This window comes from Shewanella sp. KX20019 (assembly GCF_016757755.1).
Classification (GTDB): Bacteria; Pseudomonadota; Gammaproteobacteria; order Enterobacterales; family Shewanellaceae; genus Shewanella.
Map to the genome: position 1 here is coordinate 2,874,157 of NZ_CP068437.1, position 17,155 is coordinate 2,891,311.

Consider the following 17,155-nt stretch of genomic DNA (forward strand, 5'->3'; position numbering starts at 1 on the left):
TATTGGGCAGTGTTAATGAAAGTCTCTCGAATGTACTACGAGTTCATTTAGCGCTGCAGAAATATCCGTTAGCTTGCCAGCAACAACATGAGTCACTCCAGATTCACGCTGCAAAATACCGCTCACCTGCATAATTTTTGAGACTAAATATGCCTGCCTTTGAGCCCTTGCTGTAGCACTCCAAACAATTAAATTCACATTACCGGTTTCATCTTCAAGCGTGATAAAAGTAACGCCAGAGGCTGTACCCGGTCGCTGTCTTCCCACGACAAGACCTGCGACATTGACCACTTGACCACTACGGCACTCGTCGAGCTGCTCCGCCGTTAAACAGTGCTGTAGACAAGGTTTTGTACGTAATAAACTCATCGGATGCTGACCCAGAGTCACCCCAGTATAGGCATAGTCAGCTTGCATAGATTCGGCAATACTCGGGCGGGTTAATTCGACTTCAGCTGCCTTAAATAATCCGCCGTTCGCTTGCGGTGTGTTACTTGCTCCGGCTACAGACGAAGTATCATCCTCTGGGACGGAATCAAATAATGGCAAGCTTGGCTGACATGCAGATAATTGCCAACGCACTTGATGACGATGGCCTGCAATCTGAGTAAACGCATCCGCACTGGCCAGTGTTTCCAATTCATGGCGGGCGACGCCTAATTGGTAAATCTGATCGATATGAGAAAAACCTTGCTCTGGTCGCTGCGCCAGCAACTTATCAATCTCGTTTCGATTAAGCCCTTTCACCAGCCGAAAACCTAAACGGATCGCCTTTGAGTCAGCTTCTATTGCCACTAATGTGTGTTGCCACTGACTTTGATTGATACACACGGGTAACACAGTTACACCGTGGCGCAGTGCATCTTGGAGCAATTGTGATGGACTATAAAACCCCATTGGTTGACTGTTTAATAATGAACAGCAAAATGCCGCCGGATAATGATACTTAAGATAAGCAGACACATAGGCTAATAATGCAAAGCTTGCTGAATGGGACTCAGGAAAACCATATTCACCAAAGCCCTTTATTTGACTGTAGATCTGTTGTGAAAACTGAGCAGAATAACCTCGGCTTTGCATACCATTAAGCAGCTTAGCTTCAAATTGTTGTAACTCGCCCGATTTTTTCCAACTCGCCATTGCTCTGCGTAGTTGATCGGCTTCACCGCCGGAAAAACCCGCTGCTACCATCGCCAACTTAATCACTTGCTCCTGAAAAATCGGCACCCCCATGGTTCGAGACAATACAGACTCTACCTCTTTGCTTGGGTAAGTGATCTTCTCTAAACCATCTCGACGCTTTAAATAAGGGTGCACCATATCCCCTTGAATAGGCCCAGGACGTACAATGGCAATTTGTACCACTAAATCGTAATAGCATCGCGGCTTAAGCCTTGGCAACATTGACATTTGTGCTCTCGATTCAACTTGAAATACGCCGATACAGTCACCGCGCTGTAACATGTTATAAACAGCCGCTTGCTCCCACTCCACTTGCTCCATCGTAAAACGATGTTGAGTTGTGCTAAGCAGCTCAAAACATTTCCTGATAGCAGTCAGCATACCCAGCGCCAGCACATCCACTTTTAGCAGCCCAAGGCTCTCTAAGTCATCTTTATCCCACTGAATAACAGTTCTATCAGCCATCGCTGCATTCTCAACGGGCACCAATTCACTTAAAGGACCCGAGGAGATGATAAAGCCACCAACATGCTGCGATAAGTGCCGCGGAAATCCTAAAATACTTTGCACTAACGGCAATAGATATTTGCCCATCCCCTCGGTGGGTACCAAGGACTTATCTTGTAGCTGGGTTAACCAATCCGTTTCAGAGTCACGCCTATCAATGCTGTGCTGAATATGGTCTAGGTGCTGCTTATCAATCCCCAATGCTTTGCCAACATCCGCCAGTGCGCTTTTAAACCGGTAACTTATCACTGTCGCAGCCAGCGCCGCCCGCTCCCTGCCATATTTACGATAGATATATTGAATGATCTCCTCACGGCGTTCGTGTTCAAAATCAACGTCAATATCAGGAGGCTCATTACGCTCTTTAGAAACAAAACGCTCAAACAGCATGTTCACTTTAGTAGGGTCTACCTCAGTGATCCCCAAGCAGTAACAAACAACAGAATTAGCGGCGGAGCCACGCCCTTGATGCAAAATCTGCTGTGACTTGGCGTATTGAACGATATCAAAGATGGTCAAAAAGAAGTATTCATACTGCATTGCTTTAATCAAGATCAGCTCTTTTTCATACTGCGATATCACGCTCGCTGGCACCTGATTGTTAAAGCGGCGCATTGCGCCTTTATAGACCTCTTGTGCTAAATATTGGCTCGCTGATAAACCACTTGGCACCACTTCGCTCGGGTACTCATATTTAAGTTCATCGAGGCAAAACTTACACTGCGCAGCAATAAGCAGTGCGTTATCAATCCACACCTTGGGGTAACGTTTATATATTGCACTAATGGGTTTAAGCGCCGTTTCAGCATTGGCTAATAAGCGCTCCCCCGCTTGTGAAAGTTCGCTGCCATAACGGATGCAGCTGAGTATATCTTGCAGTTTCTGTCTTCTCTCGCAATGCATACGCACATTACCAGCTGCCACACACGGCATGTTTAGCTGCTCTGCAATCTGAGTCCATAACTGAATTTTTAATGCTTCACCAGCGACTAAACTACGCTCCATCAGCAGATAACAGCGCTGAGCAAAAGCATGCTTAACGGAGTGACCAATGGCAAGCATCTTTGTTTGGTAAGCCTCTAGTTGCGGTGATAAGTCACCTAGATCACTGCGGATGGGATTAAGAGAGGCAGGCTGCCATAATAAAATACAATGCTCCAAGCCCTGCTCTAGCTCACTAAACTGCAGTTGATATTCGCCCTTGGCAGCTCGGCGACGGCTGGTAGTGATCAATTGGCTGATCTGTCCATAACCTTTACGATCTATGGCAAGTAACACAAACAGCCCTTCAGCTAATTGAAACTCTGCCCCCACAAGCAATTTGAGCTGATATTTTTTGGCTGCCTCATATGCCTTAACGATACCGGCAAATGAACACTCATCGGTAATCGCAATTGCTTTATATCCCAATAGCGCCGCTTGTTCGACCAACTCATGGGGATGAGAAGCCCCTCGAAGAAAGCTGTAATTCGAAATAGCATGTAGCTCGGCGTACATTAGCCAAACCAGCCATGTAAGAAAAAATCACGACCATCTTTAAATACCCAACATAGACCACCCTGATGATGACTCGCAATATAGTAATCACGGCATATTTGAGGCTCTTGCCACCAGAGCGTTTGTAACCTTTCAGGCCCTTTAAGCAGCTCAACTGTCTCAATAGAGATCATCTCAGGCGTTGTCAGCAGCCAGCTTGGACGGCACGCTCCCACGCTTAGGCCCGTTGCCTGATGACCAACATCATAGAGTTGCTGCAATGAATTGATAACAGGTCGATGTTCATGCCCAGTAACGGATAGAACTGTGGCTTGCCAGCTCTCCTCTGGTAAGTGCGCCGAAGTTGCTTGCAACCCTTTCACTTTATCGCTCCCCAACCTAGCTTGCAGTAGCGCCATCAGCCTCAATACTTTTTCTGGTCGTTGCCCTTGAGCCGTTTGCTGTCCAAACCAGTTATCATTAGCAATCGCCATAGGCACAAATTTATCGACATAAATAACCATTTCAACCACAGGTTGATACAGGGTGATCCGTTCTAATTGCATACGGCATAAACTTAATAAGTTATCACTTCGATGTTCGGCGAAAGGGTACTGAATAATGATATCAAGTTGACTGCGCTCACAGTCACGGTAGATAAGAGTCAATTTAAGCTGTTGAATCGCCAATTGACGTTGCTTTAAGTAGCTCGCCATCTCTTTCAACATTCTTCCTAATGGAAAAACAATTCCTTGCATCAACTCAACCTCATACAATAAAGTCAGCTTTTGCAGGTAAGTTTCCTCTGGTTCGAAATAAATTAACGGATGTGGTAAAACGCCCGAAATTTTTGCTAGAAGTTGCAGCAATTTAGGGCCAAAGCGTCGCCCAAGCTCCTTAGCAGGCAGAGCACATAATGCAGCAAAAGAGTTAACCCCGATATCGAGAAAGCTTTGCTTTAGAAAGCCTGATATAGGTAGTGAGTCAATCGATAATTGCTTGAGTAATGCATCACTCTTATCAGAGTCAAGCAGTTCACTCCAGGTCACCTCAGCCATTACTGAAGACTGCTGCGCTAGCAATTGGGCAGCTAAAGGCGTGTTACCTGTCGCAAGTGATACCTCTAAGCCATAACTTTTGGCTCGTTGAGCATATTGCTCAATAAGCTTATCAATGCCATTAAAAATAAGCGCCATGGAGCTGACTTCAAGCAGCAGGGTATTACAGACAAACTCATCGACATGCAACTTGGTGCTTGATCTGCCATCTTTGTGTGCATCATGCGCCAATGCGCAGCGCAGAGGCACTACGCGAGCACTAAACTCATAACTCCACTGGCACAACCAATCTGAAGCTTGTTGACTAAGGGAGATGTCGAACTCAACGAGTATCGCCGACGGCGCTACACTTTGCGCGGTAGCAAGGCTCATCCCTACCGTCACTCCGGCTTTAAGACTCCCAGCATCAAGCGCCAATACTTGTAAAGAATGAGGGTCATACAACAATACTTCATCGCTCTGCTTAAGCTCATTACGATAGCGGAAGTATTGCAGTGCCCACTGTGGGTAATGAACTGCTAGCCATAACATATCAATTAGACCATGATGTACGATTAATGAAGTTTGTTAGGTAAGATTGGCGTCCCTTGTGCCAGCGTTTTGTAGGACTCTGCCCACGCCTTTTTATCGGGATCGACATAAGAGGCTATTAGCGATGGTTGAGCTCGACGCTTTACCTTAGAGTGGCATATTTCCGTTGCTGGAGTTACCTGTTCTATTGTATGAACCCTTGCCTCATCAAAAGGCGTTTTCAGAGAACTGCTCGGTTCTAGGCTTAATCTTCGTGTCGGTTCAAGCTGTAAATGCTCTTCACGCTCGAACTCTATATTTACAGTGTCAGTACTTAAACCGTCAGTCCCTATAGCCAATATTAACCCGTCGACAAGGCGTAGCTTGCTTGTTGCCACTTTAATCGCTGTATCTTTATTAATTGCATGGGAACTATTAACAAATAGGGCTTCATCATTCGTTTTCTGTGGAAGTAGTGGACAATTAATGACAGTACTATAATTCGCTAGCCCTTTAGGCGCTGCGACCCGTACTTGGCAGTGCTCTTGAGTAAATAAATCATAACTAAGTGAAGTACTATCAAGCAAGTCATCACTCTGCAAAGGCTGATTAATCAAACAAGCACTCACGCCCAATAGACTTTCTTTTAAATGAGGAGGCAGTAGCGGTAAGCTAAAGGTGGGGCTAGGCCAGCCACCTCGGCGCTTAATAATATTGACTTCAGTCATCCCTAAATCGCTATTTGAAAATCGGCTTAAACTGGATTGCTTCTGTTCAGCATGCTTAGGCACGAGTTTCAACATCGATGTTTCGACGAGACTTGCGCTTTGACTATGATTACCCTGACTCTCGTCAGTATTTAACGCCGAAAAGTACGCTCTTTGTAACACCAGGCGTAAATTAACAGGGTGCGACTGCTGTGCATTGATTGTTGGTAGATAGAGCATACACAAGGCTTCCCCTTTCTCTGCTGCGAGTTGCAGTCTTCTCGCCTCTGTTGTCGATAAGTTGTCTAACCAAGCTAATACGAGCGGTACGCAGCCACTCGCTAACGCTTGTTCAATAGCCCACAAGCGCTCTTTTCGCTCTGCAGTATCGATCCAGAGCAAGCGATCGACATCCAGCCCTTGTTGTAACAATGCTTGCGGCGAAGGAATGTGAGGCGGTGCCACCAACATCACCATTGCATCATTAGTTTGCGTTGATGACACATCATGGCTTAGCAGTTGTTTCAATAGAGGCAAGACGATACTCAGCTCACCTTGACCAACACCATCACATAAAATTTCACACACACCAATTTGCGGCCAACCATTATCAGCAAGCTTTTCATCTAGCAACGAAAAACCTGTCGAATAGGCCACATGTGACTGCCACTGCTGCCCACGCCAGATATCCTGCCGTGCTAACAATTGAGCCAGCGAGTGAGTCTCAGTTCTATTATCACAGTCAGTGACATCGTTTATTCGCTGGGAATTGGCGGTTACAGGTTTAAAGAAACTGGTATTCTCAATCTGCTCTGACGCTTCTTTATCTTGTAATACTGAAAATGCCTTCGCGCTTGAGTGCCCCATGTGCCCACCTTTCTATTGTGATAAAAACGTACTCATCATTTAAAGTGCTACGCCTTTGTCACAGGCTGTATGATACTCAAATTTAAATACTGTACATACATACAGTATAATTATCTTTATTGAGATCGCAAGTACTCGATGCAGATCTTCAAGCCAAAAAAAACGCCCCTCTGTTGAGGGGCGTTATCAAATAATGCTTTGCTACGGCGTAAAAAACTTTAAGGCACGGCCCTAATATTTATATTTTTTCACCTTTTTAAGCGCTATCTGCTGTTTTAACATTGATAGGTGGTCAGTGAATACGACGCCATTGAGATGATCCATCTCATGTTGCAATACAATAGCAAGAAACTCATCGGTATCGATTTCGAATGCTTGCCCTGTACGGTCTAATGCTGTGACTTTCACGCCTTCATGGCGATTTACTTTCGCACGGTAACCTGGAATGGACAAACAGCCCTCTTCCCCTTGAAAATCACCGCGTGTTTCTATTATTTCAGGGTTAATCAATACCATCGGCTGATCGCGCTCTTCAGACAAGTCGATAACCAAAATAGCATGTAAGCTACCGACTTGAGTTGCCGCAAGTCCGATACCGTCATCGGTGTCGTACATGGTTTCAATCAAATCATCAATAAAACCCTGCACCGCATCAATATCCTTAACGGGTTCAGCTTTTCGTTTCAGCCGCTCATCAGGGATCGTTAAAATGTCTAACACTGCCATATCATTATCACACTAGTATTAACTAAAAAATTTCGCGCTATTATGACCGAATCAGCCACAAAGGCAACTCTGGCGCGCCTTAACTTAAGACACTTTTCATTGTTATCTCTGAAAAATAGATAAAACAGAGAGCAACAATCACCCGATAAGTCATAGTGCCGGTAGCGTAACCCCTCTCAATTGCCTTAAATCAACGACTGCTACTTAGCGTAAAACAACTCAGAAATCACACAATTCGATCCATTCTAGTGATAGCTATGTTAACATTCACGCAAATGTATAAAATATACGGATAATAATATGACACAAGCTGTGCGCTCCCCTTTACCCCCGACATTCTTTGTCGCTAATACTATGGAGATCTTTGAAAGACTCGCTTGGTATGGATTTTTTGCCCTGTCATCGCTTTATATGACCTCACCACAAAATCAAGGTGGATTAGGTTTTTCAGATCAAGAGCGTGGCCTACTACAAGGAATGATCCCTTTCTTCTTATACCTTTTCCCTGTGCTGACAGGTGCACTCGCGGACCGTTACGGTTACCGGAAAATGTTTCTCATCTCTTACGCGATAATGTGTCCCAGTTATTATGTATTGGGTCAGGTCGATAGCTTTAGTGGCTTCTTTATCGCCTTTATGGGCGTTGCCATTGGCGCGGCATGTTTTAAGCCAGTCGTCACTGGGACCATTGCCCGTACTACCGATGACACTAACCGTGGCTTAGGTTTTGGCATATTTTACATGATGGTTAATATTGGTGGGTTCTTAGGGCCATTTATTGCCGGTTACGTTCGTGCAATAAGCTGGGACTGGGTATTCATTATGTCTGCATTCTGGATCGGACTTAACTTTATCCCTGCACTTTTATTCTACAAAGAGCCGACGGATCAAAACAGCCAAAAAGGTAAACCACTAAAGGCCGTTTTCAGCGATATTCAAGAAGTACTCGGTAATGCCCGCTTCGCTATACTATTTTTTGGTACGCTGATGATATTAATGTCTTTTGGCGCCAAATGGATCACTGGTGAAACCACACTGATCATCTATGCATGTTGGTTTAGCGGTCATTTTATTTGGGACAAATTGGCTTCATCTAAGCAAAGCGCCCCTTGGTATGGTCAAAAAATTAGTTTAGGTAATAAACCGTTTGTGATCTATCTACTCATCCTGTCTGGTATGTGGATGGTGTATCAGCAAATCTTTATTACGTTACCTATCTATATCCGTGACTTTGTCGACACCACTGATCTGGTGTTGATGTTAGTCAACTACCCTGAGGTGCAGCAATTTTTCGCACCTGTCGATATCAGCTTACTTCAGTCAGAAGTCACTCGTTTAGCGCAAGAGTTCAGTGCGGGCACCTTAAATGCGAAACAAGCCTATTTTGAATTGGTGCATGCCAAGGTAATGGTACCAACAACCGAAATAAGCCAAGCATTGACCGCAATTGGACAAAGTCCAGCTTTAGCAGCGCAATACGCCCAAAGCTGGGCCAGTGAACATCGCCAAGTTAACCCTGAGTACCTAATCGGACTTAACTTCTTATCGATTGTCCTGATGCAACTGCTTATTAGCCGTTTTGTTGAACGCTTCCAAGCCCTTCCAGTACTGGTAGGTGGAACCATTATCCTAGCGCTAGGTACTGCCATTGGCGGATTTGCGCATGGGGCCGTCATGGGTGGTGCAATGGTGCTCACTTCAATCTTAGTATTCTCTATTGGGGAAATGGTTGCCTCACCAAAGAGCCAAGAATATGTCGCCAGTTTTGCGCCCAATGATAAAAAAGCCATGTTTATGGGCTACTATTTTGTATCGTCGGCTATTGGCTTTTTACTGGCGGGTCCATTATCAGGCTATCTATATTCAGAAGTAGCCAAAGGTGCTGAACGTCCAGATTTGATGTGGTTTATTATTGGCGGACTCGGTCTACTGACCGCGTTAGGATTAATCATTTTCCATAAATTTGGCGTTACACCACAAGCAGAAGATGCAATTGACAGCGAGCTAGCTCAAGCAAACTAACCTCAATAAGCATGTTAAAGCCCGCACTAATTTCATTAGTGTGGGCTTTTTATTGGGTACTAATACCCATTACATTAAATATCATTAAAACTGGGAGCGAACCGCAAATACCCATTGGGTATCATCCGTTTCTATATCCTCAAGCTTTTCCCAATCATACTGATAACGCACCACCCATGACCATTGTGGATTCACTTGATAACCCATCGCTAACCAAGCTCGCGTATCAAAACGTTCAACGCCATCAATACCTGCATTACCTCTGGCATACAGCTCAGTGTACCAATGTTCGGTAATCGGTTTTAGCACTGTAATACTGGCATTAGCTGCAGTGCTATCGGTATAAGACTTAACGGCTAAGTGGTTAACGGCAAACTCTGTAAACACTTGGGTGTTTAACCAGCCTTTATGTTCATGCATCAAACCCAGCTGATACTGATAATGGCTAGCTTTACCTTGAGGTGTATCGCTCTTACCATGGTCAATCGATGCTCTAAGATGCCACTGATTAGAAGATGAGTACAGATAACCAAAATGCCATTTATCACCGCTAGTATTGGTGTTGACAGAGAATTTTTGCTGGCTCGTCGCCAAACTACCACCCACTTTCAGGACATCACCATCGAAGCCAACATAAAGCGAATCACTTAGGTTTAGTGGGTCGGCAATATGACGATACTGTTCGGCCATAGCTGGAACAGAAACAGTAGATAACAACAGTAATGAGCTAAAGAAAGGTTTGATGACCTGCACAGACATGATATATACCATAAAAAAGCGCTATTATTACTTTGGCGCCAAGTCTCAGCAAGAACTTTTACTTTATATTACAATGTATTAATAAAACAACCATAAACCAATAAAGCATTAACAAATGCAACCCGCATTTAGTGGGAGATACAAATAAGCGATAGAATTTAATCGAAAATAAAGGGATAGTGACTAATGGCAAGCGACAACAAAGCTTCACCTATGACGCAAATATGGCATATTGTGTCTATGATCCCTGAAGGTAGAGTCAGTTCTTATGGAAAAATTGCCGATTTAGCCGGGCTACCAGGTAGAGCTCGTTATGTGTCAAAGGCGCTCAAATCTGCACCTGATACGCTAGCTTTACCTTGGCATAGAGTAATTAACAGCCAAGGAAAGATCTCGTTTGCCGAGCATACTCAGCCTTATAGAGAGCAAATGGAGCTACTACGCAGCGAAGGGGTTGTTGTCAATCGCGGTCGAGTTAAGTTGTCTGATCACGAATGGCTGCCAGATATGGCAACATTAGTGCTTTCGATACCATTTTAAAGCACATTAAACACTTTTAAGGAGACGTTTTTGTCTAAAAAGTCACGTATTTTATTTGCTGTCAGCTTACTATTGACGAGTCATGTCGCCCTCAGTGACACAACGCCTTTGACTCCTCACACTGCTGAATATCAAGTCAATTATGGCAGCATCGAACTTGGGCGCGCGCGTTATATTTTGGCGGCTGCGGGTGGGAACGCATTCAAATACCGTTTCGACAGTGATGTCAGTCTACTAATACTGTCTGATCAACGCCATATTCGCAGTGAGTTTACCCTTGAAGACAAGCAACTGATCCCAATGCGCTACTCTGTCGAGAGAACAGGGACCGGGCCTAATTTTAGAGAACAAATCGCTTTTGCCAAGGGGCAGAATGTGGTTCATAGCCGCTATAAAGATGAGCGAGCAAAATTCCCTTACGACGCTGAACTGTTTGATCCTCTCATGGTGCAGTTACAATTTAGGCTCGATATGGCCGCCAATAAAGAAGAGCTGCATTACACCATGGTCAAAGAGGGAGAGATTGATGACTACGGCTTTAAGATTGTCGGAAAAGAGCGCGTCAATATCGATAGCGGCAGTTACCAAACCCTAAAATTTGAAGTGGTGCGTGACAGTACTAAACGGCAAACATTTTTTTGGATGTCTCCCAAGCTAAGCTACCTCCCCATACGCTTAACGCACTTTGAAAAAGGCAGTAAACAACTCGATATCCAACTGCTAAATTATAAGTTTGAGCAAGACACTGTCGTTCTTCCCCAAGTAATAGCGCCTGTGTTAGCTGATGCTATTAAGCCAGAGGCCACAGAGTCAAGCAACGCCACCGAACAATAACCAATATCACAGCAAAAAGCGCGGATAGCCAATAGCTAGCCGCGCTTTATTATCAGTCTAGTTCAAATCTAGCCTATCAGTAACTCGCCTTTCTTAAACAGCTTCCATTCACCTGCTGCTAAGACGTTCCACTGTTCATCTTTGGTTAATGGACGAGTAGCAATAACGGTAACAACATCATTCGGTGTGGTTTCTTTATCAAAATCAATTACCACATCGGTGTCGATTAGCTTGGCTTTACCAAACGGTGCGCATCGAGTGATGTAGCACAAGTTATTACTGCAATAACTCATCAAGTGCTCACCGTCACTCAAAATCATATTAAACACACCAAGTGCTCTTATCTCATCCGCTAATGTCGCAATAAAACGATAAACCGCGAGCATGTCATCAGGCGCTTTATCACCAAACTGCGCGACCACTTTATCCATAATCCAACAAAATGCCATCTCGCTATCTGTATCTCCCACGGCATTAAACCGTGTAGAGGCAAACTTCGCTTCATAATCGCTTAGCTGACCATTATGAGCATAAGTCCAATATTGGCCCCATAGCTCACGCGTAAAAGGATGGGTATTCTCTAGGGACACACAACCACGATTAGCTTGACGAATATGGCTCACAACCACTTCACTCTTAATGGGATAAGATTTTATTAATTTTGCAATATGTGAATCACTACTAGGGCGTGCATCTTTAAATGTTCGATTACCCTTACCTTCGTAAAAAGTGATCCCCCAGCCATCAATATGAGGGCCAGTCACACCACCTCTCTCAGCGAGGCCTGTAAAACTAAATACAATATCGGTCGGCACATTGGCACTCATGGCCAGCAACTCGCACATTAATCCTAATCCTGTTCAATAAACCACAACATATTAGTCCATTCTAACCAGTTGCTCACCATAGTGGAATCCTCCCTTAACACAAAAAATTTAAACAATTGTTTGAAAAAGGCTTGTATTAAATTGGGCTAACGTTTAAATTTTATGAGACACAGGTCTGACCACAGACTATAATTGTGACGTTAGCCCGCAAATAAGTGACTCGCTAAAAGTGATAAGTCACAACTAAAAGGAGAATTACAGTGACTACCCTACTTTGGATCCTGGCGATGATTTTTACCATAGGTGCTTTTGCCTATCTAAGAGTCTCCCTACTCACTGCGACCTTAGGTGCCGCCATCGTTATGGCTATCGGCACAGGTACTGCAGTTATTAGCCCGTTACTATGGGTTGCTTTTCTTGTTATCGCCCTACCGCTTAATCTTAGTTCTTTCAGACAAAATGTCATCTCTCGTCCGTTACTTAAAATGTATCGCGGGATCATGCCGGAAATGTCTACCACAGAGAAGGAAGCAATTGAAGCTGGAACGACATGGTGGGAAGCAGACTTATTTGCAGGAAAGCCAGATTGGAGCAAACTACACAACTACCCAAAAGCAACGTTGAGTGCAGAGGAGCAAGCATTCCTAGACGGCCCAGTTGAAGAAGTATGTAAGATGCTCAATCAACATCAGGTGTCTCATGAGCTCGCAGATCTACCAGAAGAGATCTGGCAGTATTTAAAAGATAATGGTTTCTTCGCCATGATCATTAAGAAAAAATATGGTGGTTTAGAGTATTCTGCTTACGCACAGTCGCGTGTACTGCAAAAGCTTGCTGGTTTAAGCAGTGAACTGGCCTCTACTGTTGGCGTACCTAACTCTCTTGGCCCAGGTGAGTTGCTACAGCATTATGGTACCACCGCTCAACAAGATCATTACCTTCCACGTCTTGCACAAGGGCTTGAAGTCCCTTGTTTTGCATTAACCAGCCCAGAAGCGGGCAGTGATGCAGGCGCTATTCCTGACTACGGCATCGTTTGTAAAGGCGAATGGGAAGGCGAAGAGGTCCTTGGGATGAAACTCACATGGAATAAGCGCTACATTACTTTAGCGCCTGTCGCGACGGTATTAGGGCTAGCCTTTAAACTGCGCGACCCTGACCAGCTTTTAGGGAAGCAAGAGGAGCTAGGCATTACTTGTGCACTTATCCCAACTGATATCGAAGGTGTTGAGACTGGTCGTCGTCATTTCCCACTTAACTGTATGTTCCAAAATGGTCCAACATACGGTAATGAGGTATTTGTCCCGCTGAGCTTTATCATTGGTGGCCCTGCAATGGCTGGTCAAGGTTGGAGAATGCTGGTTGAGTGTTTATCTGTAGGCCGTGGTATCACGCTACCGTCTAACTCTGCTGGTGGTATTAAAACCGCAGCATTAGCGACAGGGGCCTACGCTCGAATTCGTCGCCAGTTTAAGTTACCTATTGGAAAGCTCGAAGGCATCGAAGAGCCGATGGCGCGCATCGGTGGTAATGCTTACCTAATGGATGCTGTAACAACCTTAACGACAACGGGTATCGATTTGGGCGAGAAGCCTTCCGTCGTCTCTGCCATCGTCAAGTTTCACCTCACCGACAGAATGCAAAGATGCGTGATTGACGCTATGGACATTCATGGTGGTAAAGGTGTCTGCTTAGGTCCAAATAACTATTTAGGCCGTGGCTATCAAGCTGCTCCAATTGCGATTACTGTTGAAGGCGCAAACATTCTTACTCGCTCAATGATAATTTATGGCCAAGGTGCAATCCGCTGTCACCCATATGTATTACCAGAGATGGAATCGGCGTTTGATACAGATGCTAGCAAAGGTTTGCGTGATTTTGATGCTGCTATCTTTGGTCATATTGGATTTACCACCAGTAACCTAGTTCGTAGCTTCTGGTTAGGCTTAACCTCAAGCCGCTTCTCTAACGCGCCTTACTCAGATAAAACCAAGCGTTACTATCAACAGATGAACCGCTTCAGTGCTAACTTGGCATTACTATCTGACTTAGCAATGGCGACATTAGGTGGCAACCTTAAACGTAAAGAACGTATATCAGCCCGTTTAGGTGATCTGCTCAGTCAGCTATACCTTGCGTCAGCAACACTGAAACGTTATGAAGATGAAGGTCGTCAATCAGAAGATCTACCATTAGTACAGTGGGCAGTTGAAGATTCACTTCATAAGCTACAAACTTCACTAGATGATCTGCTGGATAACTTCCCCTTGGGTCTTGGTTTACCATTGCGTGCTGTTATCTTCCCATTTGGCCGTCCACTAAAACGCCCTACTGACGTACTTGATCATAAAGTTGCGCAGATAATGCAAACACCTTGTGCTAGCCGTGAGCGTATGGGACAAGGCCAATTCTGGACACCTAGCGAGCACAATGCTGTTGGTATTCAGGAACAAACCTTTAAAGATATCTTGGCTTCAGAGCCTATCTACGACAAGGTCTGTAAAGCCGCTGGCAAACGCCTACCGTTTATGTGGTTAGATAAAATAGCGGCTGAAGGTAAAGCGCTTGGCGTACTTAGCGAAGATGAGATTGCCCTGTTAGAGCGTGCAGAAATTGGCCGTATGAAATCAATCAATGTTGATGACTTTGATCCTGAAGAGCTTAAAGCGCGTGCGCTAGAGTTTGCTAAACAGGAACAAGCTGCATAATCAAAACGTTAGTTAAAACCCTAAAAGCCAGTCGCTACACGCAACTGGCTTTTTTATTGGTATTACTCAGCGTCAGACATATTGGCCACGACACTAGACATTGCGGCAGGTTTAGCATCGGTAGGAATTAAACTAATTAACTCAACACCGTGGTTCAATGTCGTGTCTGCAGCACTAATCACTTTAACTTTACCCTCCTGCAGGTAAATCAAAGGAATGGCAGCTTGGCCATACTGCTCCATAAACATCGAGTAATCAAAGCTCTCTGTTAGGTTTGTACTCTTTATCATGGCACCTTTGGCCATTAAACTTGCAAGTTTAGAGTAAGACACGGCATCGCCAAATAGACACAACCGTTTTAGATATGACTCAGACAACTGGTGCCTAGCGCTCGCTCTGGAGTTAATGCTATCACCATTATTGAGTCCATAAACCTTCTCGCCGCCAAACACATCTTGAAAGTAGAAACTGACTAAAGGATTAAGCTGCCGATAAGGCGACATAATCAACACCCGCCCTATTCCGTTCATGTTCATGTGGTTCTCAGCATGCTCCGATGCAGGGTTACCGAAATACACTGCAATATTGTCCATTCTGGCCAAGCGAATATTGTCCCAATTATTGTCAGCGAGTAGCACTGTCACGCCTTTTGACATTAAAATTTTAGCTAAAGCACGTGAAAACTGCGACGCGCCAAAAATCAGTAATCCTTGTGATGACCCAGCCGTCACCCGCAATTTTTTTGCCCAGCGCCCAGCCGTTAAACTCTGGATCACCACGGTGCCGATAATAATTAAAAACACTAAAGGCACAATCAACTCTGCACCCGACACACCAGCTTTTTCTAATTTGATGGCAAACAGTGAGGAGATGGCCGCAGCAACAATACCGCGCGGCGCTACCCAGCTTAAAAACCATTTATCAGCGCTAGATAATGATGTGCCAACACCGCAACACCAAATACTAAGCGGCCGAGCAATTAACATCACCACCGCTAACAACACTAGCCCCTGCCAGCCTAAACTGAGTAACGCCTGCGCATTTAATCGCGCAGCTAACAAGATAAACAGCGCAGAAATGAGCAGTACTGTAAGCGTCTCTTTAAATTCCAGAATGTCGTCAATTTCAACGCCCTTCATATTCGCCAGCCATATACCCATCACGGTTACCGACAGCAACCCCGCTTCCTCTTGCAGTAAATTAGACCCGACAAATACCGCAAGCATTAAAGTAAGCACGGCGGTATTACGTAAATAGTGAGGCAATAGGTTTTTGTGCAAGATAACCCCGACCAAATAACCGCTTAATGATCCAAAACCTAAGCCAACAATGAGCATTGCGCCTAAGGCATATAATACGTGCGTAGTGGGATCCGCTGCGACAACAATATACTCAAACACCAGCACGGCCAGTATTGCGCCGATGGGGTCAATGACTATGCCCTCCCAACGTAAAATACTCGACAGCTCTGTTTTAGGTCGTATGCTACGCAGCATAGGCACAATAACGGTAGGGCCAGTCACAACCACCAACGCACCAAACAGTGTCGCCATTAGCCATTCAAACCCCATTAAATAATGCGTTGCGACACTAATACAAACCCAAGTGATCGCCGTGCCTAAGGTCACTAGGCGCGTAACCATACCGCCATGCTCCTTAATCTCTTTAAAATTCAGTGTCAATGCACCTTCAAAAAGAATAACCGCGACACCTAAGGAGATGATGGGAAACAGCAGGTCGCCAAAGATCGCGTCTGGATTTAAAAAGTTCAGCATGGGTCCTAACAAGAGCCCGCACAGTAGCAATGGCAAAATGGCAGGTAATCTCAACCGCCAACCAAGCCATTGGCAAAACAGCGACAATACGCCTAACAGAGCGAGCATAGCGGTGATCTGCTCTAGCATGATGTATCCTTATCCAATAATTGCTGTCAGTACATTGTTAACATAGAAGTAAAAGTAACCAATGTAAAAATTATTGTGATAAGTGTTTTGTACAGGAGTATATCGATGCATTAATGGCTAGCATTGCTAGCTAACACAGTCGACAGCAATGAGTTAACTTCAAAGCAGAATAAAGTTTATTCTGCCATTACTGACCAGTGTCAATCTAGAATCCCGTCTTTTAAAGGCCACACAGGCCCTATAGATATAACAATCCATATTGTGGATGGTTGATTAATGCTTTGGCAAAAGGTTCTAAGTAATAGAATCCTGCATCAAAGTAGGTTATTGTCGGTAAACAAACGGAATGCTAGCTGTCAGAACACAGCAGGAGTCAAGGATGAAATCTTCGCCAAAGAGTGATTAAACAGGGGCTTATCATTAGCACCGACTCAAAGCGCTGTAACCTTCCACTTGACCCCTCACCAAAATATTTCAACCTAAAGCTTCATGTTGCTGAGGCTTAAAAAGTTTACTCTGAACACTTAT

11 protein-coding genes are annotated in these 17,155 nt (G+C 44.6%); 4 read left to right on the forward strand and 7 right to left on the reverse strand.

Annotated features, from left to right (window positions below):
• Window positions 1-12: 12 nt before the first annotated feature.
• From JK628_RS12600 to def, 4 genes are all read right to left on the reverse strand, one after another.
• Entirely contained in the window at window positions 13-3,186 is a 3,174-nt protein-coding gene (locus tag JK628_RS12600) for an error-prone DNA polymerase (RefSeq protein WP_202284920.1), read from the reverse strand.
• Complete coding sequence (locus JK628_RS12605) at window positions 3,186-4,754, reverse strand: Y-family DNA polymerase (RefSeq protein WP_202284922.1); 1,569 nt, start codon at window positions 4,752-4,754, stop codon at window positions 3,186-3,188. The genes JK628_RS12600 and JK628_RS12605 overlap by 1 nt, the downstream gene beginning before the upstream one ends.
• Before the next feature lie 23 nt (window positions 4,755-4,777).
• Window positions 4,778-6,307, reverse strand: coding sequence for a translesion DNA synthesis-associated protein ImuA (gene imuA, locus JK628_RS12610; RefSeq protein WP_202284923.1), 1,530 nt, complete (start codon window positions 6,305-6,307; stop codon window positions 4,778-4,780).
• A gap of 231 nt (window positions 6,308-6,538) precedes the next feature.
• Complete coding sequence (gene def, locus JK628_RS12615) at window positions 6,539-7,033, reverse strand: peptide deformylase (RefSeq protein WP_202284925.1); 495 nt, start codon at window positions 7,031-7,033, stop codon at window positions 6,539-6,541.
• A 300-nt stretch (window positions 7,034-7,333) separates the two neighbouring features.
• Here def and JK628_RS12620 point away from each other — a divergent pair, with 300 nt between their 5' ends.
• Window positions 7,334-9,055: an MFS transporter gene (locus tag JK628_RS12620; RefSeq protein ID WP_202284927.1), complete on the forward strand. Its 1,722-nt coding sequence runs from the start codon at window positions 7,334-7,336 to the stop codon at window positions 9,053-9,055.
• Between the two features lie 84 nt (window positions 9,056-9,139).
• Here the strand turns inward: JK628_RS12620 and JK628_RS12625 are convergent, their stop codons facing one another.
• On the reverse strand, window positions 9,140-9,814 hold the full coding sequence (locus tag JK628_RS12625) for a hypothetical protein (RefSeq protein ID WP_202284929.1): 675 nt from the start codon (window positions 9,812-9,814) through the stop codon (window positions 9,140-9,142).
• Between the two features lie 186 nt (window positions 9,815-10,000).
• On the opposite strand from JK628_RS12625, the gene JK628_RS12630 reads away from it, so the two are divergent.
• Together JK628_RS12630 and JK628_RS12635 are read left to right on the forward strand one after the other, a co-directional pair.
• Window positions 10,001-10,354 carry an MGMT family protein gene (locus JK628_RS12630; protein ID WP_237524010.1) on the forward strand — a complete coding sequence of 118 codons (354 nt, stop codon included), beginning with the start codon at window positions 10,001-10,003 and terminating at the stop codon, window positions 10,352-10,354.
• Window positions 10,355-10,384: 30 nt separating this feature from the next.
• Window positions 10,385-11,188: a DUF3108 domain-containing protein gene (locus JK628_RS12635; protein WP_202284931.1), complete on the forward strand. Its 804-nt coding sequence runs from the start codon at window positions 10,385-10,387 to the stop codon at window positions 11,186-11,188.
• Window positions 11,189-11,256: 68 nt separating this feature from the next.
• Here the strand turns inward: JK628_RS12635 and JK628_RS12640 are convergent, their stop codons facing one another.
• Complete coding sequence (locus JK628_RS12640) at window positions 11,257-12,033, reverse strand: class II glutamine amidotransferase (RefSeq protein ID WP_202284933.1); 777 nt, start codon at window positions 12,031-12,033, stop codon at window positions 11,257-11,259.
• Between the two features lie 242 nt (window positions 12,034-12,275).
• Between JK628_RS12640 and fadE the strand changes: the two genes are divergently transcribed.
• Window positions 12,276-14,723, forward strand: coding sequence for an acyl-CoA dehydrogenase FadE (gene fadE / locus JK628_RS12645; RefSeq protein WP_202284935.1), 2,448 nt, complete (start codon window positions 12,276-12,278; stop codon window positions 14,721-14,723).
• Between the two features lie 62 nt (window positions 14,724-14,785).
• Here the strand turns inward: fadE and JK628_RS12650 are convergent, their stop codons facing one another.
• Window positions 14,786-16,627 (reverse strand): cation:proton antiporter, encoded by a 1,842-nt coding sequence (locus JK628_RS12650; RefSeq protein ID WP_202284937.1) that lies wholly within the window; start codon window positions 16,625-16,627, stop codon window positions 14,786-14,788.
• Window positions 16,628-17,155 lie beyond the last annotated feature (528 nt).

Coding starts and splice junctions, on each gene's coding strand:
- JK628_RS12625 (WP_202284929.1), bottom strand. CDS start 9,814: ATGTCTGTGCAGGTCATCAAACCTTTCTTTAGCTCATTACTGTTGTTA.
- JK628_RS12640 (WP_202284933.1), bottom strand. CDS start 12,033: ATGTGCGAGTTGCTGGCCATGAGTGCCAATGTGCCGACCGATATTGTA.
- imuA (WP_202284923.1), bottom strand. CDS start 6,307: ATGGGGCACTCAAGCGCGAAGGCATTTTCAGTATTACAAGATAAAGAA.
- JK628_RS12605 (WP_202284922.1), bottom strand. CDS start 4,754: ATGTTATGGCTAGCAGTTCATTACCCACAGTGGGCACTGCAATACTTC.
- JK628_RS12620 (WP_202284927.1), top strand. CDS start 7,334: ATGACACAAGCTGTGCGCTCCCCTTTACCCCCGACATTCTTTGTCGCT.
- JK628_RS12630 (WP_237524010.1), top strand. CDS start 10,001: ATGGCAAGCGACAACAAAGCTTCACCTATGACGCAAATATGGCATATT.
- def (WP_202284925.1), bottom strand. CDS start 7,033: ATGGCAGTGTTAGACATTTTAACGATCCCTGATGAGCGGCTGAAACGA.
- JK628_RS12600 (WP_202284920.1), bottom strand. CDS start 3,186: ATGTACGCCGAGCTACATGCTATTTCGAATTACAGCTTTCTTCGAGGG.
- JK628_RS12650 (WP_202284937.1), bottom strand. CDS start 16,627: ATGCTAGAGCAGATCACCGCTATGCTCGCTCTGTTAGGCGTATTGTCG.